30 protein-coding genes and 1 pseudogene are annotated in these 19,492 nt (G+C 54.0%); 23 read left to right on the top strand and 8 right to left on the bottom strand.

Going from position 1 to position 19,492, the window contains the following annotated elements; translation table 11 throughout:
- Nucleotide 1: 1 nt before the first annotated feature.
- The 20 genes and pseudogenes from AFK66_RS21300 to AFK66_RS07855 all read left to right on the top strand — a co-directional run bounded on the left by AFK66_RS21300 (nucleotide 2) and on the right by AFK66_RS07855 (nucleotide 9,347).
- Entirely contained in the window at nucleotides 2-181 is a 180-nt protein-coding gene (locus AFK66_RS21300) for a hypothetical protein (protein WP_007778131.1), read from the top strand.
- A 120-nt stretch (nucleotides 182-301) separates the two neighbouring features.
- Nucleotides 302-529 (top strand): hypothetical protein, encoded by a 228-nt coding sequence (locus AFK66_RS07930; protein ID WP_007893358.1) that lies wholly within the window; start codon nucleotides 302-304, stop codon nucleotides 527-529.
- Between the two features lie 85 nt (nucleotides 530-614).
- Nucleotides 615-1,583 (top strand): hypothetical protein, encoded by a 969-nt coding sequence (locus AFK66_RS07925; protein ID WP_007778130.1) that lies wholly within the window; start codon nucleotides 615-617, stop codon nucleotides 1,581-1,583.
- Between the two features lie 25 nt (nucleotides 1,584-1,608).
- Entirely contained in the window at nucleotides 1,609-1,767 is a 159-nt protein-coding gene (locus AFK66_RS21295; RefSeq protein WP_071603025.1) for a protease FtsH-inhibitory lysogeny factor CIII, read from the top strand.
- On the top strand, nucleotides 1,748-1,936 hold the full coding sequence (locus AFK66_RS07920) for a DUF5444 family protein (RefSeq protein WP_038882406.1): 189 nt from the start codon (nucleotides 1,748-1,750) through the stop codon (nucleotides 1,934-1,936). The genes AFK66_RS21295 and AFK66_RS07920 overlap by 20 nt, the downstream gene beginning before the upstream one ends.
- A complete protein-coding gene (locus AFK66_RS22610) occupies nucleotides 1,926-2,069 on the top strand; it encodes a hypothetical protein (RefSeq protein ID WP_007841605.1) in 144 nt (47 codons plus the stop codon). The genes AFK66_RS07920 and AFK66_RS22610 overlap by 11 nt, the downstream gene beginning before the upstream one ends.
- A complete protein-coding gene (locus AFK66_RS07910; RefSeq protein WP_007778080.1) occupies nucleotides 2,066-2,689 on the top strand; it encodes an ERF family protein in 624 nt (207 codons plus the stop codon). Before AFK66_RS22610 ends, AFK66_RS07910 begins: the two co-directional genes overlap by 4 nt.
- Nucleotides 2,690-3,118, top strand: a complete 429-nt coding sequence (locus tag AFK66_RS07905) for a single-stranded DNA-binding protein (RefSeq protein ID WP_032967864.1) — start codon at nucleotides 2,690-2,692, stop codon at nucleotides 3,116-3,118.
- Between the two features lie 11 nt (nucleotides 3,119-3,129).
- Complete coding sequence (locus AFK66_RS21290) at nucleotides 3,130-3,603, top strand: hypothetical protein (protein WP_071603024.1); 474 nt, start codon at nucleotides 3,130-3,132, stop codon at nucleotides 3,601-3,603.
- Between the two features lie 10 nt (nucleotides 3,604-3,613).
- Nucleotides 3,614-3,919 (top strand): hypothetical protein, encoded by a 306-nt coding sequence (locus AFK66_RS22335; RefSeq protein ID WP_144432653.1) that lies wholly within the window; start codon nucleotides 3,614-3,616, stop codon nucleotides 3,917-3,919.
- A 10-nt stretch (nucleotides 3,920-3,929) separates the two neighbouring features.
- Nucleotides 3,930-4,091, top strand: coding sequence for a DUF2737 family protein (locus tag AFK66_RS21285; protein ID WP_071601099.1), 162 nt, complete (start codon nucleotides 3,930-3,932; stop codon nucleotides 4,089-4,091).
- Nucleotides 4,088-4,567, top strand: a complete 480-nt coding sequence (locus tag AFK66_RS22995) for a hypothetical protein (protein WP_050570127.1) — start codon at nucleotides 4,088-4,090, stop codon at nucleotides 4,565-4,567. The genes AFK66_RS21285 and AFK66_RS22995 overlap by 4 nt, the downstream gene beginning before the upstream one ends.
- Nucleotides 4,564-5,046, top strand: coding sequence for a class I SAM-dependent methyltransferase (locus AFK66_RS07895; RefSeq protein WP_007777849.1), 483 nt, complete (start codon nucleotides 4,564-4,566; stop codon nucleotides 5,044-5,046). Before AFK66_RS22995 ends, AFK66_RS07895 begins: the two co-directional genes overlap by 4 nt.
- On the top strand, nucleotides 5,043-5,246 hold the full coding sequence (locus AFK66_RS07890; RefSeq protein WP_032967863.1) for a hypothetical protein: 204 nt from the start codon (nucleotides 5,043-5,045) through the stop codon (nucleotides 5,244-5,246). The genes AFK66_RS07895 and AFK66_RS07890 overlap by 4 nt, the downstream gene beginning before the upstream one ends.
- Before the next feature lie 218 nt (nucleotides 5,247-5,464).
- Nucleotides 5,465-5,647, top strand: a pseudogene (locus AFK66_RS22990) (ead/Ea22-like family protein); the annotation flags it as partial.
- Between the two features lie 296 nt (nucleotides 5,648-5,943).
- Entirely contained in the window at nucleotides 5,944-6,354 is a 411-nt protein-coding gene (locus AFK66_RS22825) for a hypothetical protein (protein WP_007777844.1), read from the top strand.
- Nucleotides 6,354-6,542, top strand: coding sequence for a hypothetical protein (locus AFK66_RS07875; RefSeq protein WP_012125677.1), 189 nt, complete (start codon nucleotides 6,354-6,356; stop codon nucleotides 6,540-6,542). The genes AFK66_RS22825 and AFK66_RS07875 overlap by 1 nt, the downstream gene beginning before the upstream one ends.
- Nucleotides 6,543-7,183: 641 nt before the next feature.
- The gene (locus AFK66_RS07865) at nucleotides 7,184-7,738 is read left to right on the top strand and encodes a hypothetical protein (protein ID WP_050555921.1); all 555 of its coding nucleotides are present in this window, start codon (nucleotides 7,184-7,186) and stop codon (nucleotides 7,736-7,738) included.
- 40 nt (nucleotides 7,739-7,778) lie between these two features.
- Nucleotides 7,779-8,027, top strand: a complete 249-nt coding sequence (locus AFK66_RS07860) for an excisionase family protein (RefSeq protein ID WP_032804352.1) — start codon at nucleotides 7,779-7,781, stop codon at nucleotides 8,025-8,027.
- Nucleotides 8,028-8,060: 33 nt separating this feature from the next.
- Entirely contained in the window at nucleotides 8,061-9,347 is a 1,287-nt protein-coding gene (locus tag AFK66_RS07855; RefSeq protein ID WP_007777843.1) for a tyrosine-type recombinase/integrase, read from the top strand.
- Nucleotides 9,348-9,370: 23 nt separating this feature from the next.
- Here the strand turns inward: AFK66_RS07855 and AFK66_RS07850 are convergent, their stop codons facing one another.
- From AFK66_RS07850 to AFK66_RS07840, 3 genes are all read right to left on the bottom strand, one after another.
- The gene (locus AFK66_RS07850; protein ID WP_007777839.1) at nucleotides 9,371-9,817 is read right to left on the bottom strand and encodes a YcgN family cysteine cluster protein; all 447 of its coding nucleotides are present in this window, start codon (nucleotides 9,815-9,817) and stop codon (nucleotides 9,371-9,373) included.
- Nucleotides 9,818-9,905: 88 nt separating this feature from the next.
- Nucleotides 9,906-10,565: a fumarylacetoacetate hydrolase family protein gene (locus AFK66_RS07845; RefSeq protein WP_007775784.1), complete on the bottom strand. Its 660-nt coding sequence runs from the start codon at nucleotides 10,563-10,565 to the stop codon at nucleotides 9,906-9,908.
- A gap of 115 nt (nucleotides 10,566-10,680) precedes the next feature.
- The gene (locus tag AFK66_RS07840; RefSeq protein ID WP_032968246.1) at nucleotides 10,681-10,956 is read right to left on the bottom strand and encodes a YcgL domain-containing protein; all 276 of its coding nucleotides are present in this window, start codon (nucleotides 10,954-10,956) and stop codon (nucleotides 10,681-10,683) included.
- A 125-nt stretch (nucleotides 10,957-11,081) separates the two neighbouring features.
- Between AFK66_RS07840 and minC the strand changes: the two genes are divergently transcribed.
- Genes minC through minE form a run of 3 tightly spaced genes read left to right on the top strand, consistent with a single transcriptional unit; the run spans nucleotide 11,082 to nucleotide 12,887 of the window.
- Nucleotides 11,082-11,780 (top strand): septum site-determining protein MinC, encoded by a 699-nt coding sequence (gene minC, locus AFK66_RS07835; RefSeq protein ID WP_007775786.1) that lies wholly within the window; start codon nucleotides 11,082-11,084, stop codon nucleotides 11,778-11,780.
- 24 nt (nucleotides 11,781-11,804) lie between these two features.
- The gene (gene minD, locus AFK66_RS07830) at nucleotides 11,805-12,617 is read left to right on the top strand and encodes a septum site-determining protein MinD (RefSeq protein ID WP_007775787.1); all 813 of its coding nucleotides are present in this window, start codon (nucleotides 11,805-11,807) and stop codon (nucleotides 12,615-12,617) included.
- A 3-nt stretch (nucleotides 12,618-12,620) separates the two neighbouring features.
- Nucleotides 12,621-12,887 carry a cell division topological specificity factor MinE gene (gene minE / locus AFK66_RS07825; RefSeq protein WP_004384978.1) on the top strand — a complete coding sequence of 89 codons (267 nt, stop codon included), beginning with the start codon at nucleotides 12,621-12,623 and terminating at the stop codon, nucleotides 12,885-12,887.
- A gap of 103 nt (nucleotides 12,888-12,990) precedes the next feature.
- Here minE and rnd read toward each other — a convergent pair whose 3' ends face one another.
- The 5 genes from rnd to AFK66_RS07800 form a co-directional block, all read right to left on the bottom strand.
- On the bottom strand, nucleotides 12,991-14,112 hold the full coding sequence (rnd, locus tag AFK66_RS07820; protein WP_023898551.1) for a ribonuclease D: 1,122 nt from the start codon (nucleotides 14,110-14,112) through the stop codon (nucleotides 12,991-12,993).
- 70 nt (nucleotides 14,113-14,182) lie between these two features.
- Nucleotides 14,183-15,868 (bottom strand): long-chain-fatty-acid--CoA ligase FadD, encoded by a 1,686-nt coding sequence (gene fadD, locus AFK66_RS07815; protein ID WP_038882394.1) that lies wholly within the window; start codon nucleotides 15,866-15,868, stop codon nucleotides 14,183-14,185.
- A 205-nt stretch (nucleotides 15,869-16,073) separates the two neighbouring features.
- The gene (locus tag AFK66_RS07810) at nucleotides 16,074-16,658 is read right to left on the bottom strand and encodes a Slp family lipoprotein (RefSeq protein WP_007775804.1); all 585 of its coding nucleotides are present in this window, start codon (nucleotides 16,656-16,658) and stop codon (nucleotides 16,074-16,076) included.
- A 40-nt stretch (nucleotides 16,659-16,698) separates the two neighbouring features.
- Nucleotides 16,699-17,394 (bottom strand): tRNA (adenosine(37)-N6)-threonylcarbamoyltransferase complex dimerization subunit type 1 TsaB, encoded by a 696-nt coding sequence (tsaB, locus tag AFK66_RS07805; RefSeq protein ID WP_023898548.1) that lies wholly within the window; start codon nucleotides 17,392-17,394, stop codon nucleotides 16,699-16,701.
- 69 nt (nucleotides 17,395-17,463) lie between these two features.
- Nucleotides 17,464-19,374 (bottom strand): DNA repair helicase YoaA, encoded by a 1,911-nt coding sequence (locus AFK66_RS07800; protein ID WP_023898547.1) that lies wholly within the window; start codon nucleotides 19,372-19,374, stop codon nucleotides 17,464-17,466.
- Nucleotides 19,375-19,492 lie beyond the last annotated feature (118 nt).

Here is a 19,492-nt window from a genome sequence, read left to right as displayed (position 1 = left end):
TATGGATGATGAAGTCGAATGCGACGTATGCGGCAAAGGTATTGCTGCGGTTGCAGTTTACAGCGGAGATGGCAATGAAGAGCTGTGCCACGAATGTTATCACGACATTTACGACATTGATGATGAGGCCGTTGAATATCAGCCGATATCCGATAGCCGATTCATGGAGTCGGTTATCTGATGCAATCCGCATCATAACCAAGACAGGAGACGAAGACCTGTTCTGGTTATTGGAGAAACCCTCATCATCCCCTGAAGTTGTTCGCCCTCTCCGGAGGGCTTTTTTTCGCCTGGAGGAAATATGAGCATTGCAGAAATGCAAATCGACTGCCGTGAAGTTCGCATTGAAGGTGTGCGCTATGACCTTATTCGAGTGGTTGCTGACTGGGTTGATACTGATGATGTAATGGAGGCAATTAAACGCAATGGAGACATTGAGGAAGCCTTGGATTGTTTATCAGAACAGGATGTGATCGAGTGGCTTAAAAAGAAAGGATACACAATCACTGACGATACTGAAGCCGCCTAAGCGCGGCTTTTTCATGCCTGCATATCAACAGAGATTCACGAGTCTCTATCGCTATGCAATCACACACAACATAAGGAACCAGCCCATGAGTGAAACAACGGATTTAGTTGTTATTGAGAAAGCGAATGCAATGACAGTCTTCAAATCTACTGACCAGATTGAAGATATTCTCCAGAAAGTTGAGCGTGAAGTTATGTCCTTTGTGCCTGATGTTACTACGGCAAAGGGCAGAAAGGAGATCGCTTCTCTGGCATATAAAGTTGCACAGACAAAAACCTATCTTGATGGTCTTGGCAAAGACCTAGTTGCTGAGCTGAAAGAGATTCCAAAGCTAATCGATGCAAACCGCAAGACAGTTCGCGATCGCCTGGATGAGCTGAAAGAAAAAGCCCGTCAGCCATTGACTGATTATGAAGTCGAGCAAGAACGCATTAAGCAGGAAGAAGAAGCTAAGCGGGCTGCAGAGGAGCTAGCTAAGAAGATTGAATCAGATCATGAAATGGCTTTGCTGATGAATGACGCTTTCGACCGTGAGTTAGCAGAAAAGAAAGCTGAACAGGAACGCCAGCGCATTGCACATGAAGAGGAAATCAAACGGCAGGCTGAAGAGCGCGCTAAGCGTGAGGCAGAGGAAAAAGCAGCAGCAGAAATAGCAGCAGCCAAGAAGCGCGAAGAAGACGCCATTGCTGCAAAAGCACAGGCAGAGCTTCTTGCTAAGCAGGAAAAAGAAAAAGCTGAACGCGAAGCCAAAGAGTCGCTAGAGCGAGCCGAACGTGAGAAGCAGGAAGCTATAGAAGCAGAGAGAAAGAAAGCTCAGGATGAAGCCGACCGCATTCGTCGTGAAGCAGAAGAAAAAGAAGCGGCACGACTGGCAGAGGAAAAACGAATCAAGGATGAAGAAAAGCGCCGCGCACAAGATAAAGCGCATCGCAAAGAAGTGAATAACAAAATACTCGCTGACCTTATCAAGGTCGGAGCAAGCGAGGATGTAGCCAAGAGCATCATCACCGCAATCGTAAAAGGCGAAGTCTTCGCCACTCGCATCGCTTACTAATAAATCTAAACAAAAGGAACCACCCATGATTCTAGCAATCGCGGGAGGCGCTCGCATGGGTGCTTTCCAGCTACACGAATCCCTACTCGATCGCATCACACGCAAGTTACGCACTGGCTGGAAAAAGCTGGCCGACATCCTCTCTCAACCCGGAGTGCCTAACCATGACTATTGTCCCTGTTAACGGAACCATTCTGGTTCAACAAGGTAATCGCGAGTTCAACAAGCTCTATGAAGCTGCATTCCCGGACACGGATGACGGACGGCACTTAGCCTATGAATGGGCGTGGGAAATCGCGATGAGATGGAATGATATTCAGGACGACGACTGGAACAAAAAACATGCTGCATGAATTAGAAGACGACGACTTTATCGCTCTCATCTCTCCTGAAATTGAAGAAGAGGTGGAGCAGCAAATTAACCTGGCGGCTGAACGCATGAATCAGCCTATTACATGGCAAGAGTTCGCGGGGAATTACTCATGACAGAGAAGCTTGTTTATCAGGCAATCAGCGCTGTAGCCAAGGAAATGGCGGCAACGGGCATCAGCAAGGACAGGACGAACACCCAGCAAAACTTCAAGTTTCGCGGCATCGATCAGGTCTATAACGCACTGGCTCCGGCGCTGGTTAATCACGGACTCCTCATCCTCCCCCGCATCACTGAGCGCACCGTAACCGAGCGCACGACTCCAAAAGGCACTGTCCTGTTCTATGTGGTGGTTAAAGCAGAGTTCGATTTTGTGAGCACAAAGGACGGCAGCGTTCACACGGTAGTCACCTACGGCGAAGCGATGGATAGCGGCGACAAGGCAACGAACAAGGCCATGTCGATTGCCTACAAATACGCAGCGTTTCAGGCGTTCTGCATTCCGACAGAAGAGACGGCGATTGATGCTGACGCGGAGGTTCACCACATCCATCCTGCTGATGCTGACACCATTCTGGCTGAGTTCACCCAGTATGCAGGCACCGAGAACGACGCGAAGAAATTGCAGGAGCATTACGCATCAACATGGACGCGCCTTAACGGCTTCCCTGAGCACCAGGCGAAGTGCAAAGACGTAACCGGAATCCGAATCAAAGAACTGAAACAGGCGGCATAAATGGCAATTAACGTAATCACAATTTCAGGGAATGTTGGAAAGGACGCCGTTCTTCGCGTCACTCCTAACGGGAAGCATATTGCAAATTTCTCCATTCCTGCCAAGTCAGGTTTTGGGGATAACGAAAAAACCTCATGGCTTAACTGCAAGATGTTTGGCGCGATGGCTGAAAAGCTTTCCGCATCTGTGGTCAAAGGCGCAAAGGTCACCGTTTCCGGGGAATTCCTGATTGAAGAATGGACTCGTACTGATGGTACGCAGGCGCAAACACCGACAATTCTCGTGCGGGATATCGACCTGCCGCCGCGTGGAGCGCAACATCAGGAATCAACGCCTTCGCAGCCAGTTCAACGTCGGCAGCAGGCGCAGCCGCGACCAGCACAGGAAGCGCCTCCGATGGATTTTGATGACTCGGATATTCCTTTTTAGAAGGAGGGAAGATGAAAGTCTGTTCCAGATGCCATCAGCAGAAGGAAGAAAGGGATTTTCAGATAAGAAGAGCGTCCAATGATGGATTAACAGCGGCGTGCAGGTCATGTCTGTCGAAGTACGACAAAGCCCGCGCCGGGTTGCCACATAGAATATCCGCCAGGAAGGAATATCAATCTTCCGAACACGGTAGAAAGCGATGTAATGCAGCCAAAAAACGGTTCATTCAGCGCAATCCATGGAAAAGAAAAGCCCACATCATCGTGGGCAATTTTTTACGCGATGGAAAGATAGCGCGGCCACTTCAATGTGAGCAGTGCGGATCAAAATGCAAACCACAGGCGCACCACTGTGACTACAGCAAGCCAACAGACGTTATGTGGCTTTGCCATGAATGTCATGTCGAATGGCATCGGAATAACAAACCTATCTATCCAGAAGATAATCCGGCAAATACGCCTCCCCATCCTGATTTAACCAAATAAGGCCAACCAAATGTCATCACCTCTTCCCGGGGCGGGATACGCACGCCCGCCAAAACGATCCGGCACCAAAGAAGAGGTGCTGGCGCGCATTAAAGCACACCTGTGCGAGACGTTAGGAAAGCAGTACGAAACCGAGAGCAAGGAAGCTCGCATGACCCGCCAGGCTGATGCGCTGGCTGACCGGCAGCTGTGGGACGACAACCTTGCGGCATCGTTCATGCCCGGATTCGTCACTACAGGCCCGCGCCGCCCTGAAGAAACAGATAACCGTATGCGCCGCTTCCTCGGTCGCTACGGTCACGTTCGTATCGATTAAGGAGTTAACCATGTCCAGAGACCAGGCAAATTATTTAACCGTCACGGTCGGCGGTAAGTCTGACCGCAAACACACTCCGATGCCGAGCCGCGAAGAATTGATGAAGCGCAACAGCTTCGGCTCTGTGAATAACAACCGCTATCTGAATCGCTGGTTTGGAGCGAAGAAATGAAACTCTACGAAATGGAAGGATTCCTGCGCGGCAAATGCGTTCCGGGCGACATGCTGGTTAACGAAACCGATGCGCAATACCTGGTGCGTAAGTTTACCGATCTGAATGACCGCATTGAAGTTACCACTCTGGCGCTGCGCGAAAAGACGAAGCAGTGCGACGCGCTGGCTAATGAACTTAACGCCGTAGAAGCCATTCACAGCGACGCCGTATTCATTACTGATGATCACTACGACCAATGCCCTCCGCAAGTGCAGAAAATCATCAGGAAACTTGCGGTTATGGTGCTTCCATCCACCGACGAATTCCTGCGCGAAGTAAGGGCGCAGGGTGTGGAGGAATTTGTAAAACGTCTGCGTGATTCAGCTGATATTTACGATAAAAACGGACGTCATGAATGGGCTGACCACAATCGTGTTGTAGCTGATGATGGAAATGTCTTCGCAGCCGAGCTGCGTCAAGGCGGTGCCGCATGACAGATTTATCCATTCTCGACATGTGCTGCGGCTCCCGTATGTTCTGGTTCGATAAACAGGACGAGCGAGCGATTTTCAGCGATATCCGCGCTGAGCGGCACACCCTCTGCGACGGCCGGAGTCTTGTTATCAGTCCAGACGTAGTTGCCGATTTCCGCGCGCTGCCATTCTCTGATGCTTCATTCCCTGTTGTAGTTTTTGATCCGCCACACCTTGAGCGTGTCGGTGATAACGCCTGGATGGGGAAAAAATACGGAAAATTAAACCGGGAAACTTGGCGTGATGACCTGCGCACCGGGTTCGAAGAGGCATTTCGCGTATTGCGGCCACACGGCGTGCTCATTTTCAAATGGAACGAAACACAGATACCTGTTCGCCGTATTTTGGAACTCACAGACGAGAAGCCAGCTATCTGGCAACGAACGGGCAAATCCGACAAAACGCACTGGATTATTTTTGTTAAAGGCGGTGCCGCATGAGCAGAATAAGAAACTTTGGTTGGAATCGTCTTAAGCTCGCAACGCTGTCATACGATCAGCTATCTGAGCTTGAAGAGCAGGTCAAGAAAGAGCACGCCGCTAGTGACGGTATCCACATGTACGATAAAGCGGGACGTGACAAACTCGATGCGCTTAGTTGGGCTGTGTACAACAAACAGAAGCAGGAGCGTGCCGCATGACAAGCACAGCAAAACTGAAAGCGGCTGCTGAACGCCAAAAATCTATTCTTGCGTATATCGCCAGCTATGAGCCAGGCGATATCGACAGCGACACAGTTGATTTACGTTTCGAAGATGAAAACGGCTGTGACACCGGCTGCGACGTGAGCATTGTCGAAGAGTGCCGGCGCTCGGCTGATTTGGTTGGCGAGCTGATAGCAGCGCTGGAAGCCGCAGAGAAGCGTGTAGTTGAGCTGGAGCAGAGCGAATATCAGCTAATCAAAGAGCGCGACTATGCCGAGGCAGCGCTGGCCGATATGTACAAGGCGGCGACCGGAGAAGCCCCGGAGTTGAGCAATTGGTTTGGTTACGCTGATGCTGTAGACGCAGTGGAAGGCCGCATCGCGGAGCTTGAGAAGCGCGTCGGTGCTGCGGGCATCAATCTTGAGACAGGGGGTGAAGCGTGAGCAGAGAACTATTCCAACGCGACAAAAGGACAATGCTGTGGGATCCCACGCTATACCGTGTTGACTGGCTGAATGCTTGCGAACACTGCCAGTGCAGTCATGGAATTGAAGTTACAAGCCAATCGCTATCAGGCATATACCTCTACGCTGGTGACGCTGTGAAATGCCCTCAGTGTGGAAATCAGGGCGTTATCAATGCTGATGGTGAAGGTGCCTGGGTTGAATGGGATACGGAGTGGGAGGACTAATCCATGACACTGGGCAAAGAACGAGTTGAGGCGCTGGCATCGAATATTCTCGAATGTCATGACGTAAAGCCGAGTGAGGTTAAAGCGCTGGCCGGTCTTGCGCTGCTGGCGCTGCGGGAGCGGGCGGAGCCTGTGACCGCGCCCGATCTGCATAAAGTCATTTACCACTTCCGAGACTTGAATGAAGGGTTTCCGGTTGAAAGGTTTAAAGCCGATTATGTAATTAGCTGGATGCTGGCTAACTACCCGCCCGCACCGCCCGCGCCGGTTGTGCCTGTTGAAACCTTTGAAGAATGGTCGCGTCGATGCGAAATCCAGCTCACGTTGTACCGCCCGGAATTCCGCGAAGTTGCCGAGATAACCTGGAACGCCTGCTGCGCAGCCATGCTCGCAGCGCCGGGCAAGGATGGGTGATGATGGGTGAGTGGCTTTTAATTTTAACTCTCATTGGCCCTACGGGGGTTTCTATTCAGAAGGCAAACTTTGCAACTGAGGAGGCGTGTTTAAAGGCTGCCAAGGCATGGAATGATGATGTCAAAAAAATAACTCGTGACACCTATCAAACTTGCGTTAAGACTTCAGGAGTTGGAAGTAATGGCTAAATCCGCAGCAGAGCGCAAAGCAGCTCTTACACAACCTTTTCAATTCTCTGCTGCATAAATGACCTTCCCACTGTTTATCATACCCTCTCAAACAGCGAGGAGTTCATTAATATGATTTGTCCAAAATGTGGTTCTACTGCAATTTCCAAAGAGACAACAATGCGTGGTTGGTCTGGAGATTATGTTTGCGTTCCGTGTGGTTACAACGATGCGAAATCAGGTTTCGATAAGGGGCAGGAAAAGACTAGCAAGCCTGTTAAGTGGACACTTAAAGAAAAGCAGTAAGGCCAAGAATTGACAGCCCGCCAACCTCAATTTACTGTATATAAATACAGTTATTTTGGGGTGCGTCATGAGCAAAGACTCGGACTACTTAATCATCTATCGCGGCGAGATACATCACCGCATAACGCCAGGTCGGTGGGTGCTCATTCAGCGTGCTAAGGAGTACGGCGGAGGGTGGTGGCTAGGACGGGCATACGACGATGTGTTCATGCTTGAGTTCGAGAAGCCATGTTCGATGACCGTGGCATCGGAATACATCATGTCGCACAGACGGATGAGCACATTCCCACCTTGGGACGATGAATTTGAGTTAACACCATGACCCGCTTCGGCGGGTTTTTTATTGGAGCAAAGATATGAAGCTGATTGATTTACTGGTGCAGGAATTGCCGAAGCGTGGCGGGTGGCCGGAAGGGCTTTCCCAGTACCTGAATGATTTTCTTAAAAGAAACAAATTAACCTTTTTTGTTAATCATCATTACTCGTATTTTGAGGATTGGGATGGCGACCAGGTCACTCGCGAGCAATACGAAGCCGCACTCGCCGCTGCGCAAGAGCCGGTATGGGATGGCGAAGGTTTGCCGCCGGTTGGCGTGAATGCTGAAGTGTCTGTCGATGGTGGTCGCTCATGGTGTTCGTATAAGGCGACCAGCGAAAATAATGGAATGCGTCTTGTTGAGATTGGAAATTTTACGGAAGAGTTTCAAGGGAATAATTGGATGTTCCGCCCCATCCGCTCAGAAGCTGACAGGAAGCGAGCGGCAGTCGTAACAGCTTTAGCAAAGGCCGGAGGTGATGTCCATTTCGAATATGGCAGAAAGACGATTGATGGCGAACTGTCATCGCCCGGATGGTACAAACTGTACGACATAATAGCAGCCGGTGAAATAGCTGGCATCCGCATCGAGTGAGCCGCCTGATGGCGGCTTTTTTACGCCTGGAGATAATCGAATGAATGAAGTGATTCAGCTTGTCCCCAACAAATGGGTATCCGAAGAAGTGCTGATGGCGATCACCGGACTGACGAAAAACGCCATTAAGTCAGCGCGAGAGAAGTCTTGGATGGAAGGTAAGGAGTACCGACACTACTCCGGCGACTGCCAGCCTAAGGACAACTCCCCTATCCTCTACAACCGGCATGAAGTCGACGCATGGGTTGAGCGTCAACGCCCAGCGATCCCCCGCCAGAAATCTGCTTAAATACCCTTCCCCATTAACTGACGAGGAATCGTTATGACGAAGTATCCAACAGGAGTGGAGAATCACGGCGGAACACTGCGGATATGGTTCATCTATAAGGGCGCCAGGGTAAGGGAAAACCTCGGCGTCCCTGATACACCAAAAAACAGGAAAATGGCCGGAGAGTTAAGGACCTCAATCGGCTATGAGATTAAGACCGGCACGTTTAACTACGCAGCCCGCTTTCCATCGTCGCCTAACCTCAAGCGATTCGGTTTTGTGAGGCAGGGTGTGACGCTGGGCGAGCTTGCTGCGCGATGGCTGGAACTTAAGAAAATGGAGATAACAAAAAATGCTCATCTTAGATACGTATCATATATAACCATCGCTACAGATATTCTTGGGGCATCACGTACTGTTTCCAGCCTTAATAATGAGGACATGCTTAGACTAAGAAAGGAGTTGCTTACAGGAAACCAAATTGTCAGCAACCACCAAAAGTCACGCCTTTCCAAAAAGGGAAGAACAGTGAGGACTGTAAATGTCTATATGTCAACGATGGGCAGCATGATGAGGTTTGCGGAGCTTAATGGCTACATAGATAAATCGCCAATGACAGGTATTGATCCGCTCAGAAAGAGCAGGTCCGAACCGGAGCCACTTACGAAGGATGAGTATGAGCGTCTACTGATGGCTTGCCCTTCCGAGCAAATAAAGAACCTGTGGATTCTGGCAATCAATACCGGCATGCGGCACGGAGAAATATGCGCACTAGCCTGGGAAGATATCGACATGGTCAACTGGACAATAACGGTGTCGAGGAATATGGCAATTAAGGATCACTTTACGCCGCCTAAAACGGATTCAGGCAATAGGGTGATAAACCTGACTCTCCCGGCGATAGAGGCTCTAAAAAGCCAAATGGCATACACAAGGATGGGCAAGCAGCACCACATAGAAGTTAATTTGAGGGAATTTGGCAGGACACGGATGGACTTATGCACATTCGTATTTGTGCCGCGGCTAACAGCAAGAAATGGGAAAGGTGGTGACTGGTATGCCCCTGGCTCTTTCGGTGCCACCTGGAATGAAATTTTGAAGCGCGCGAAGATTAAGCACAGGAAGGCGTATGAGTCTCGACACACATACGCTTGCTGGGCATTAAGTGCCGGGGCCAACCCTAACTTCATAGCATCTCAGATGGGTCACAATTCAGCGCAGATGGTTTACAGCGTTTACGGGAAATGGATGAACGATAACAATGTGGATCAAATGAGCATACTGAACGCTAATTTTGGAGGAAATGCCCCACAGATGCCCCAGGCAGTAAATCAGAAGTAACAAATCCCTTTCATATCAACGCCTCAATCTGCCCAATCCGGTTTGTTTAAAATATGGGCTTGCCAGTCGCGCACTTCCGATTCTTTAACGGCAATATGACGCACCGAAATACGTTCGGCGTGCATCGCGGCTTTGGAGCCGGTACGCAGCGGATGCCACAGCGGCAGGTTTTTCCCTTCGGCCAGCAGACGGTACGCGCAGGTCGGCGGTAGCCACTCAAATGTAGGCAGGTTTTCACGGGTCAGCTTGATGCAGTCCGGTTCATATTCAAAGCGCCGTTCATAGTTGCGACACTGGCAGGTTTTGATATTAAGCTGACGGCAGGCGACGTTGGTGAAATAGATTTCGTCGGTGTCTTCATCCATCAGCTTATGCAGGCAGCACTGACCACACCCGTCGCAGAGCGATTCCCACTCGGCGTCGCTCATCTCATCCAGGGTTTTACGCTGCCAGAAAGGCGTTTCGGTCATAACGGTGTCCGCACATCAAAAATTAAGCTGCACCTTATAAACACTCTGACGCCAGGATGCAAGTTTTGCCGCCCTGCGGGCGGCATCTTTACAGAACGCGCGTCGAGAGCGAGTGATTGTCAAAGGTGATTTCCAGCGCGTCGCCGCTGTTGAGCGGGCCGACGCCTTCCGGCGTGCCGGTCAGGATCACATCGCCTGCGCGCAGCGTGAAAAAGCGGCTCATATAGGCGATAAGCGGCACGATCTTATGGATCATATCGGCGGTATTGCCGCTCTGGCGCACCTCGCCGTTAATACACAGGCTGAGCGACGTGTTTTGCGGATCGCCGGTAAACTCCCCTGCCGGAATAAACCCGGAGATCGGGCAGGAATTATCAAACGCTTTCGCCTTCTCCCACGGCTGTCCGGCTTTTTTCATTTTGCCCTGAATATCGCGAAGCGTGAGATCGAGCGCAACCCCATAACCGGCAATCGCTTTGGCGACATGCTCTTCGCTCGCCTGACGCAGCGTTGCGCCAATCAGCACCGCCAGCTCCACTTCATGATGCACCGAGCCAAGTCCCTGCGGCAGCACAAGCGGCTGGCGCAGATCGCACAGCGCGGTTTCCGGCTTAATGAAGAGCACCGGCTCTTCCGGCGTGGCGCTGCCCATCTCCTGAATATGCTTCGTGTAGTTGCTGCCGACGCAAACCACTTTGCTGACAGGATAATCAAGCAGCGCGCCCTGCCAGTGATGATGTTGGTACATAGCTTCCCTCTGTATTCGTGGTAAGACAGTACGTAACTATTCGTCCTGGTCACGCCAAAAGTCAAACCGCGGACGTCGGGGCAAAAAAAAGCGCCGTATAAAACGGCGCGTCAGACTATTTTTTACCGAGCGATTCGAGATGCTGTTTAAGCAAATTTTCCGGCGGCGGCGGGATCTGTAAATAATAGCCCTGATCTTTTAGCGCCTGTTTCACTTTTTCGAGATCGGCGTTGGCTAATTTTTTACGACCATCCAGCGGAAGCATCATGGTCATAATTGGCTGCCCGAAACTGGCCAGCAATTCTTCCGGCACTCGCGAAAAATCGTCTTTTTTTTCAACATAAAGATAAGTTTGTTCGCGACGCGCGCTTCGATAGATCACACAAAACATGTTTTTACTCTAATTTAGCCAGATGGTTACTTGCCTGAATATAAGGGTGACTATAACATGCCTGATGTGCTTCGGAATATCATCCCACTGCGGTGGGGATTTAAACTGAATTGAGTAAGGCCAGGATGTCAAACACGCCCATCGAGCTAAAAGGCAGTAGTTTCACTTTATCAGTGGTTCATTTGCATGATGCTCACCCTGAGGTTATTCGCAAGGCGCTTGAAGAAAAAATTGCTCAGGCGCCGGCCTTTCTCAAAAATGCGCCGGTGGTGGTGAATGTTGCGGGGCTTGATGGGTCGATAAACTGGCAGCAACTGCATCAGACATTTATCGACAGCGGGCTGCATCTGGTCGGCATCAGCGGCTGTCAGGATGACGCGCTGAAAGCGGAAATTTCGCGTGCGGGCCTGGCGCTGCTCACCGAAGGAAAGGCCAGCGCACCACGCGCTGCAAAGCCTGCTGAAGCGCCAGTTCCGCCAGCCCCCACGGCTGCGCTACGCACCCGGTTAATCGATCTGCCGGTGCGTTCCGGCCAGCGGATCTACGCGCCGGGCGCCGATCTGGTGGTCACAAGCCACGTTAGCGCGGGCGCGGAGCTTATCGCCGACGGCAATATTCACGTCTACGGCACCATGCGCGGGCGCGCCCTCGCAGGCGCCAGCGGCGATAAAGAAGCACAAATATTTTCAACGAATCTCGCGGCGGAGCTGGTTTCCATCGCCGGGGTTTACTGGCTGAGCGATCAAATCCCGGCCGAGTTTTACAACAAAGCGGCACGCCTGCGACTGGCCGACGGCGCGCTGACGGTTCAACCATTAAATTAAGCCCTTTTAACAAGGAATTCCTTTATGGCACGCATTATTGTAGTTACATCAGGTAAAGGGGGCGTTGGCAAAACCACCTCCAGCGCGGCCATCGCTACGGGTCTGGCCCAGAAGGGAAAGAAGACCGTAGTTATCGATTTCGATATCGGCCTGCGTAACCTTGATCTCATCATGGGTTGTGAACGCCGTGTCGTCTACGATTTTGTGAACGTGATTCAGGGCGATGCCACGCTGAATCAGGCGCTTATCCGCGATAAACGCACCGAAAGCCTCTATATCCTGCCTGCGTCGCAGACCCGCGACAAAGACGCGCTGACCCGCGAAGGCGTGGAAAAGGTGCTGGATGAGCTGAAAAAGATGGAGTTCGACTTTATTGTCTGCGACTCCCCTGCCGGTATCGAAACCGGTGCGCTGATGGCGCTCTATTTTGCTGATGAAGCCATCATTACCACTAACCCGGAAGTCTCCTCCGTGCGCGACTCCGACCGTATCCTGGGCATCCTGGCTTCCAAATCGCGCCGCGCCGAGAATGGCGAAGAGCCGATTAAAGAGCATCTGCTGCTGACCCGCTACAACCCGGGCCGCGTCAGCAAAGGCGACATGCTCAGCATGGAAGATGTGCTGGAGATCCTGCGTATTCCTCTGGTGGGCGTCATCCCGGAAGACCAGTCTGTGCTTCGCGCCTCTAACCAGGGCGAGCCGGTCATTCTTGACGCCACATCCGATGCAGGCAAAGCCTACGCCGATACCGTTGATCGCCTGATGGGAGAAGAACGTCCTTTCCGCTTCATTGAAGAAGAGAAGAAAGGTTTCCTCAAACGCCTGTTCGGAGGATAAGTTATGGCATTACTCGACTTTTTTCTCTCCAGAAAAAAGAACACCGCCAGTATCGCCAAAGAGCGCTTACAAATTATTGTTGCTGAGCGTCGTCGTAGCGATGCTGAACCGCATTATTTACCGCAGCTGAAGCGGGATATTCTGGAAGTGATTTGCAAATACGTTCAGATTGATCCGGAAATGGTCACCGTTCAGCTGGAACAAAAAGGCGACGATATTTCGATTCTCGAACTTAACGTCACTTTACCGGAAGCGGAAGAGACGAAATAACGATAAAAAATACCCCGGCATGCCGGGGTATTTTTTTAGCCGCTTCACTGTATATATTCTCAGTGAAATTAACTTTTCCTGTAAATAATTACAGGTCACGCCATTAATAATGTTGCAGTAGCTTTTTTAACGCATCGCCTAATAACTCGCCGCGCCAGCCGCTGATTAATTCCGGTAGCTGATTCTGCGGTTTCAGCTTCCAGTGCCAGTTCAGCAACTGGTTAATCTGGCGGCGCGACGCCATCAGCTCGGCGCTGATCTTGTGCGCCTCGCTCGTCTCCTGCACCAGCGCTTTGATCTCTTTGAACACCTTGCGATAGCCCGGCATATCGACCAGATTCGAGAGCGGCTCCGGCAGCGCGTCTTCCGGCAGCGCCTGCGCCTCGGCGACCAGCGCCAGCAGCGTCTTGCCGTGGAAGCGGATTTCGCTGCCGGAAAGCCCCATGCCGTCAAGCTCACCAAGCGAGCCAGGCATATGGCGCGCCACCTTCCAGAGGTTTTCTTCGCGCACCACGAAATTTACCGCCATATCGCGCTCGCGCGCTTTACGCAGACGCCAGCCGGCCAGCAGCTTCAGGCACGCGAGCTGACGTGGGCGCAACTGCCAGGCGTTAGTGATTTCACGCCACGCCTCGTCAGGATCGAGCACCTCGCCGCGGCGCTGGGTCATCAGGCGGCATTCGTTAATGGCGGCGGTCAGCCAGCCGGCTTCACGCACCTGTTCCATCAGTTTGTGGGCTATAGGCAGCAGATACCAGACATCCGCCGCCGCGTAATCGCACTGGCGCTCGGTTAGCGGACGCGCCAGCCAGTCGGTGCGCGACTCGCTTTTATCCAGCACCACGCCGGTGTGATGCTCTACCAGCGTCGCGAAACCGCAGGAGAGCGGATGGCCGACAAACGAGGCCAGCACCTGAGTGTCGATAAACGGATCGGGCATCATGCCGAACGCGTTCTGGAACACTTCCAGATCTTCGCTGCCCGCGTGGAGAAACTTGGTGACGTTTTGATCCTGCAACAGCGCCTGAAACGGCGCCCAGTCGGTGATGGTCAGCGGATCGATAAGCGCGACGTTTTCGCCGTCATACAGCTGGATGAGCCCCAGCTGCGGGTAGTAAGTACGGGTACGGACAAATTCGGTGTCCAGCGCCAGAGCGCGCTGCGTGCGTGCGGTTTCGCACAGCGTCGCCAGCGCGTCATTGGTGGTAATCATCTGGTAATTCAAATCGCTCTCTCTTTGTCTGCGCCCATAAAAAACGCCGGTAGAACCGGCGTCAGGGCGACGTGATTGCAGCTCAGGCGGTATTGTCGCCCGCCCGGCGCGCTTCGTCACGTAGTTCTCGTCGTAAAATTTTCCCGACGTTGGATTTTGGCAGCTCGGTGCGAAATTCCACCTGTTTCGGCACCTTATAACCCGTCAGGTGACGGCGACAGAAGGTAATCAGCGCTTCTTCCGTAAGCGACGCCTCTTTCTTCACCACGAAGATTTTCACCAGCTCTCCGCTCGCTTCCGACGGAATGCCCACCGCCGCGACTTCCTGCACGCCGCTGTGCTGCATTACCACATCTTCGATTTCATTCGGGTAGACGTTAAAACCGGAGACCAGAATCATATCTTTCTTGCGATCGACGATACGCAGGAAACCCTCTTCGTCCATCACCGCGATATCGCCGGTGCGCAGCCAGCCGTCTTGAAGGATCTCATCGGTGGCGTCCGGGCGCTGCCAGTAGCCCAGCATCACCTGCGGGCCTTTAATGCACAGCTCGCCAGGCTCACCGGGTGCCACTTCGTTGCCTTCGTCGTCAATCAGTTTGACTTCGGTGGATGGCACCGGCAGGCCAATGCTGCCGCTGTGGTAGTCGATATCGTGCGGGTTAACGCTCACCAGCGGCGAGCATTCGGTAAGCCCGTAGCCTTCCAGCAGGAACTGGCCGGTGAGTTTTTCCCAGCGCTCCGCGACCGCCTGATGCACCGGCATCCCGCCGCCCGCCGAGAGGTGCAGCGAGGAGAAATCGAGCTTGTGGAACTCTTTGTTATTCAGCAGCGCGTTAAACAGCGTATTCACGCCGGTCATCGCGGTAAACGGGTATTTGCCAAGCTCTTTCACCAGCCCCGGGATATCGCGCGGGTTGGTTATCAGCACGTTCTGGCCGCCGAGTTCGATAAACAGCAGGCAGTTCATGGTCAGCGCGAAAATGTGGTACAGCGGCAGCGCGGTGATGACCAGCTCTTTCCCGCGATGCAGCAGCGGCCCATATGTGCCAAGCACTTGTTCGAGATTGGCGAGCATATTGCGGTGCGTCAGCATCGCGCCTTTCGCCACACCCGTAGTGCCGCCGGTGTATTGCAGGAAAGCGAGATCGTCTGGTGTCACTTCCGGCTTGATGTACTGCATCCGGTAGCCGTTATGCAGCGCGCTGCGAAACGAAATGGCGTCCGGCAAGTGATATTTCGGCACCAGGCGTTTTACATACTTCACCACAAAGTTCACCAGCGTACCTTTGGCGGTGGAGAGCTGATCGCCCATGCGCGTCAGAATGACGTGCTTCACCTGGGTCTTTTCGACGACTTTTTCGAGGGTGTGCGCAAAGTTAGAAACGATGACGATGGCGCTGGCACCGCTGTCGTTAAGCTGGTGTTCCAGCTCACGCGGCGTGTAGAGCGGGTTGACGTTCACAACGATCATTCCGGCGCGCAGAATGCCAAACAGCGCCACCGGATATTGCAGAAGGTTCGGCATCATCAGCGCGACGCGATCGCCTTTTTGCAGGCCGAGGCCCTGTTGCAGCCAGGCAGCAAAGGCGCGGCTGCGCTCTTCCAGCTTGCGGAAGGTCATCTCCTCGCCCATGTTGGTAAAGGCAGGCTGGTCGGCGTAGCGTGTGCAGGATTGCTCAAACATATCCACCAGGGAGTGATAACGGTCCGGGTTTATTTCCGCCGGAACATCCGCCGGATAACGGTTAAGCCAAACCTTCTTCAATGCGTCACCTCTGAATGTATTATTCGTCGTCATCACAACCCCAAAACAATAAACACGGCGTTAACATAATATTAACTCATTGTACCAGTTTATTAATTCACCTGATTTAAGGTTGCGAAGCGCGTCACTAATTATTTTTGTTATACCGATAAAACAAATAAACAGCGGACCAGCCGCTGTTTATTTTACTCGTTAAATCAACGAATTACTCAGTTACTACGGTCTGAACCTGAGCCGGGCCGGGATTATACCAGCCCCACGGGCCATAGCCATAACCCCAGCCGGGACGCGGCCCCCACATCCACGGATCGATGGGCTGCGGCGGCATGACCACCTGCTGCGTCACGCGCCAGCGCTTAAAGCCGTTCACCTGCATTACCATGAATTTATACGGGCTCGCGCCGATTTTTCCTTCCGCTGTACCGGTAATGGGGCCGACCACCGTAACGAGCTGATTACGGAAGTCCACCGGGTCGAGAAAGCCGCCAACGTCGGCAAAGATGCGTCCGCGTGAGGGCTGGCCAAGCAGCGGCCGCGCCGCGCTGTCGAGCGGCAGCGTGGCTATCTCCAGGCGGGTTTTGCCCTTCTCGTTATCGACATTCACCACTCGCCCGCCGAAGCGCGCCTCCTGGCCGATATAAAGCTCCGGCGCGTTCATCACGCGCACCAGATCCTGCTGCGGCGTCGGGCTGGTGCCTTTAATCGCGTCGGGAACGCTGACACACCCACTGACGAGCAAAACGCCCAGCGCCAGAAGCCCACTGCGCATCATTGATTGTTGAACCACCATAAGCGACTCCTTAAACCCGCCCGCGGTTTGCGTCGGGATGTTATTCCCGGCCTGGCAGTTTTTTCCACGCCACTTCGTTGCGCAGATAGACCGGTTCTGCATGTTCGACCGCAACAACGCGCTGTTGTTCGAACAACCGGCACGCCAGCGGCAACATATCTTCCGCTGCCGGGAGCGTTATCTGCCCGTCGGTGAGCGTAAGCCCGCTGCCGTTCGCCATATCCGGCCACGCCTGCCAGCCGGTGCCGACCGTCGCCCACTCGCCGTCAAGCGCTTTCAGGCGCTCCGTGACGGCTTCAGGTTTGAGCACCGCTTCGGTCTCTTCGCCGTGCCAGACGCCCTGCTCATCGCACTGGTACTCGGCCCAGTAGACTTCGCCCATGCGCGCGTCGATAGCCGCCAGCACGCGGGTCGCGCCGCTGACGCGCCATGCGCCCTGCGCCATGGTCATCAGCGTCGATACGCCGACCATCGGCAGTTCTGCGCCGAGCGCCAGCCCCTGCGCGATGCCGATGCCGATTCGCACGCCGGTAAAGCTTCCCGGCCCGCGGCCAAAGGCTAGCGCGTCCATCGCCGACAGCGCAACGCCGCTTTCGGTGAGGATCTCACTGACCATCGGCAGAATACGCTGGGTGTGCTCGCGCGGGCAGAGTTCAAAAAGGGCGGACGTTTTACCGTTGTCCCACAAGGCGACGGAACAGGCCTCGGTGGCGGTATCAATAGCCAGAATTCGCATGGATCAATAACACTCTTACGCGTCGTGGTGGTTCAAAAAGGGGCGCATCTTATCACAGTCTGGCATAAATTACTGCCGCGCCGCGTCGGTGAGAAAGCGCGCCGCCTCGCCGATATCGCGGGTGCGCGGCGTCGGCGGCAGGCTTTTCAGAAAGACCGCGCCGTAGGGGCGCATTACAAGGCGATTGTCGCAAATCACCAGCACGCCGCGGTCGTCGACGTCGCGGATAAGCCGCCCGACGCCCTGCTTGAGCGTGATGACCGCCTCCGGCAACTGGACTTCATCAAACGGATCGCCGCCGCGCAGGCGACAATCTTCCATCCGCGCTTTCAACAGCGGATCGTCCGGCGAGGTGAACGGCAGTTTGTCGATAATCACCAGCGACAGCGCGTCGCCACGCACGTCTACGCCTTCCCAGAAGCTGCTTGTCGCCACCAGCAGCGCGTTGCCCGCGCTAATAAACTGCTCCAGCAGCTGGCTTTTGCTGGTTTCGCCCTGCAAAAGCACCGGCAGCGTCATGGTGGCGCGGAATTGCTCGGCCAGGTCACGCATCATCGCGTGCGACGTGCAGAGCATAAAGCAGCGCCCCTGGTTGGCCTCAATCAGCGGTTGTAACATTCGCGCCAGCGCTTTTCCGGCCTGCGGCTGGTTAGTCTGCGGCAGGCCGCGCGGCACGCAGAGCAGCGCCTGGCGCGCATAATCGAACGGACTGGGCAGCAGGAGAGTTTTTGCCTCGTGAATGCCGAGCCGCTCCGTGAAGTGATGCAGGTCGTCATTCACCGAGAGCGTGGCAGAGGTGAAAATCCAGCTGCCGCCCTTTTCGGCGATCACGTCCTGAAATTTATCCGCGACGGTCAGCGGCGTGAGGGCCAGCGTAAAGTGGCGCGAGTTGCACTCATACCAGTAGCTGTAGCCCGGCTGATTGATCTCTTTTAAGCGTTTGAGGCGCGCGCGGTAGAGCGTGGCGCGCTCAAAGGCGGCGTCCAGCAGCGCCGAGCGGCCAAGCGACAGCTTCGCCACGTCGTAGCAAAGCTCCAGCGCGTCATCAAGCAGCAGCAACGCGCGGCTGATGGAGGCATCCGCCAGCAGTTCGCGCAGATTGCCGCGAAAGCCGGGGTCGCCCAGTTGCAGCCTGAAATCCTGGGTGCTTTGCGCCAGGCGATCGGCGCATTTTTGTAGCTGCTGGGTATCCTTCACCTCGGTGCGATAGGCGATGATAATGTCTCTCGCGAGGTCAAGCAGCTGGCGGCTGGAGAGCGACTGGCCGAAATACTGGCTGGCGATATCAGGAAGCTGATGGGCTTCGTCGAAAATAATCACCTCAGCCTCCGGGATAAGCTCCGCAAAGCCGCTCTCTTTGACCACCATATCGGCGAGAAACAGGTGATGGTTCACCACGACGACATCGGCTTCCATCGCCTTTTTACGCGCTTTGACCACAAAGCAGTCTTTGTAGAGCGGGCAGTCGGTGCCAAGGCAGTTATCGTTGGTGCTGGTGACAAGCGGCCAGACGGGGGCGTCTTCCGCCACGCGTCCACAGGTGCTGATATCCCCATCGACGGTTTCGTTGGCCCAGCCGCGCAGCTGGATAACGTCGCTTAAGGTTTGAACCGGCAGGTCGCCGCCCGCCAGCGCCTGTTGCTCAAGGCGCTCAAGGCATAAATAGTTCGATCGCCCTTTTAAGAGCGCCAGACGGCCTTTGTACTCCAGCGCTTTGGCAACGGTCGGCAGATCGCGGCTGTAGAGCTGATCCTGCAGCGCTTTCGAACCGGTGGAGATAATCACTTTCTTACCGGCGCGCAGCGCGGGCGCCAGATAGGCGTAAGTTTTCCCGGTCCCGGTGCCCGCTTCGACCACCAGCGGCGTCGCGGCCTCAATGGCGGCGCTGACCGCCTGCGCCATCTGGCGCTGCGGCTCGCGCGGTTTGAAGCCCGGTATCGCGTTGGCCAGCTGGCCATCTGCTGCAAAATCGTCCGTCACACTGCCCCCTGGTTAAATTGCCAGTGATTATGTCAGGGCGGCCACGCTTACGCCAGCCGAACAGATGACGGCGCTCGCGCTTTATGGCAGGCTTGCACCCTGCTAAACAGAACAGGAA

Source organism: Cronobacter malonaticus LMG 23826, from assembly GCF_001277215.2.
GTDB lineage: Bacteria > Pseudomonadota > Gammaproteobacteria > Enterobacterales > Enterobacteriaceae > Cronobacter > Cronobacter malonaticus.
This window is presented reverse-complemented; position numbering and strand designations above follow the sequence as displayed.

What these genes read in the sequence shown, in the direction of transcription:
- AFK66_RS21300 (WP_007778131.1), top strand. Translation starts at nt 2, where the DNA reads ATGGATGATGAAGTCGAATGCGACGTATGCGGCAAAGGTATTGCTGCG.
- AFK66_RS07930 (WP_007893358.1), top strand. Translation starts at nt 302, where the DNA reads ATGAGCATTGCAGAAATGCAAATCGACTGCCGTGAAGTTCGCATTGAA.
- AFK66_RS07925 (WP_007778130.1), top strand. Translation starts at nt 615, where the DNA reads ATGAGTGAAACAACGGATTTAGTTGTTATTGAGAAAGCGAATGCAATG.
- AFK66_RS21295 (WP_071603025.1), top strand. Translation starts at nt 1,609, where the DNA reads ATGATTCTAGCAATCGCGGGAGGCGCTCGCATGGGTGCTTTCCAGCTA.
- AFK66_RS07920 (WP_038882406.1), top strand. Translation starts at nt 1,748, where the DNA reads ATGACTATTGTCCCTGTTAACGGAACCATTCTGGTTCAACAAGGTAAT.
- AFK66_RS22610 (WP_007841605.1), top strand. Translation starts at nt 1,926, where the DNA reads ATGCTGCATGAATTAGAAGACGACGACTTTATCGCTCTCATCTCTCCT.
- AFK66_RS07910 (WP_007778080.1), top strand. Translation starts at nt 2,066, where the DNA reads ATGACAGAGAAGCTTGTTTATCAGGCAATCAGCGCTGTAGCCAAGGAA.
- AFK66_RS07905 (WP_032967864.1), top strand. Translation starts at nt 2,690, where the DNA reads ATGGCAATTAACGTAATCACAATTTCAGGGAATGTTGGAAAGGACGCC.
- AFK66_RS21290 (WP_071603024.1), top strand. Translation starts at nt 3,130, where the DNA reads ATGAAAGTCTGTTCCAGATGCCATCAGCAGAAGGAAGAAAGGGATTTT.
- AFK66_RS22335 (WP_144432653.1), top strand. Translation starts at nt 3,614, where the DNA reads ATGTCATCACCTCTTCCCGGGGCGGGATACGCACGCCCGCCAAAACGA.
- AFK66_RS21285 (WP_071601099.1), top strand. Translation starts at nt 3,930, where the DNA reads ATGTCCAGAGACCAGGCAAATTATTTAACCGTCACGGTCGGCGGTAAG.
- AFK66_RS22995 (WP_050570127.1), top strand. Translation starts at nt 4,088, where the DNA reads ATGAAACTCTACGAAATGGAAGGATTCCTGCGCGGCAAATGCGTTCCG.
- AFK66_RS07895 (WP_007777849.1), top strand. Translation starts at nt 4,564, where the DNA reads ATGACAGATTTATCCATTCTCGACATGTGCTGCGGCTCCCGTATGTTC.
- AFK66_RS07890 (WP_032967863.1), top strand. Translation starts at nt 5,043, where the DNA reads ATGAGCAGAATAAGAAACTTTGGTTGGAATCGTCTTAAGCTCGCAACG.
- AFK66_RS22825 (WP_007777844.1), top strand. Translation starts at nt 5,944, where the DNA reads ATGACACTGGGCAAAGAACGAGTTGAGGCGCTGGCATCGAATATTCTC.
- AFK66_RS07875 (WP_012125677.1), top strand. Translation starts at nt 6,354, where the DNA reads ATGATGGGTGAGTGGCTTTTAATTTTAACTCTCATTGGCCCTACGGGG.
- AFK66_RS07865 (WP_050555921.1), top strand. Translation starts at nt 7,184, where the DNA reads ATGAAGCTGATTGATTTACTGGTGCAGGAATTGCCGAAGCGTGGCGGG.
- AFK66_RS07860 (WP_032804352.1), top strand. Translation starts at nt 7,779, where the DNA reads ATGAATGAAGTGATTCAGCTTGTCCCCAACAAATGGGTATCCGAAGAA.
- AFK66_RS07855 (WP_007777843.1), top strand. Translation starts at nt 8,061, where the DNA reads ATGACGAAGTATCCAACAGGAGTGGAGAATCACGGCGGAACACTGCGG.
- AFK66_RS07850 (WP_007777839.1), bottom strand. Translation starts at nt 9,817, where the DNA reads ATGACCGAAACGCCTTTCTGGCAGCGTAAAACCCTGGATGAGATGAGC.
- AFK66_RS07845 (WP_007775784.1), bottom strand. Translation starts at nt 10,565, where the DNA reads ATGTACCAACATCATCACTGGCAGGGCGCGCTGCTTGATTATCCTGTC.
- AFK66_RS07840 (WP_032968246.1), bottom strand. Translation starts at nt 10,956, where the DNA reads ATGTTTTGTGTGATCTATCGAAGCGCGCGTCGCGAACAAACTTATCTT.
- minC (WP_007775786.1), top strand. Translation starts at nt 11,082, where the DNA reads ATGTCAAACACGCCCATCGAGCTAAAAGGCAGTAGTTTCACTTTATCA.
- minD (WP_007775787.1), top strand. Translation starts at nt 11,805, where the DNA reads ATGGCACGCATTATTGTAGTTACATCAGGTAAAGGGGGCGTTGGCAAA.
- minE (WP_004384978.1), top strand. Translation starts at nt 12,621, where the DNA reads ATGGCATTACTCGACTTTTTTCTCTCCAGAAAAAAGAACACCGCCAGT.
- AFK66_RS07810 (WP_007775804.1), bottom strand. Translation starts at nt 16,658, where the DNA reads ATGGTGGTTCAACAATCAATGATGCGCAGTGGGCTTCTGGCGCTGGGC.
- tsaB (WP_023898548.1), bottom strand. Translation starts at nt 17,394, where the DNA reads ATGCGAATTCTGGCTATTGATACCGCCACCGAGGCCTGTTCCGTCGCC.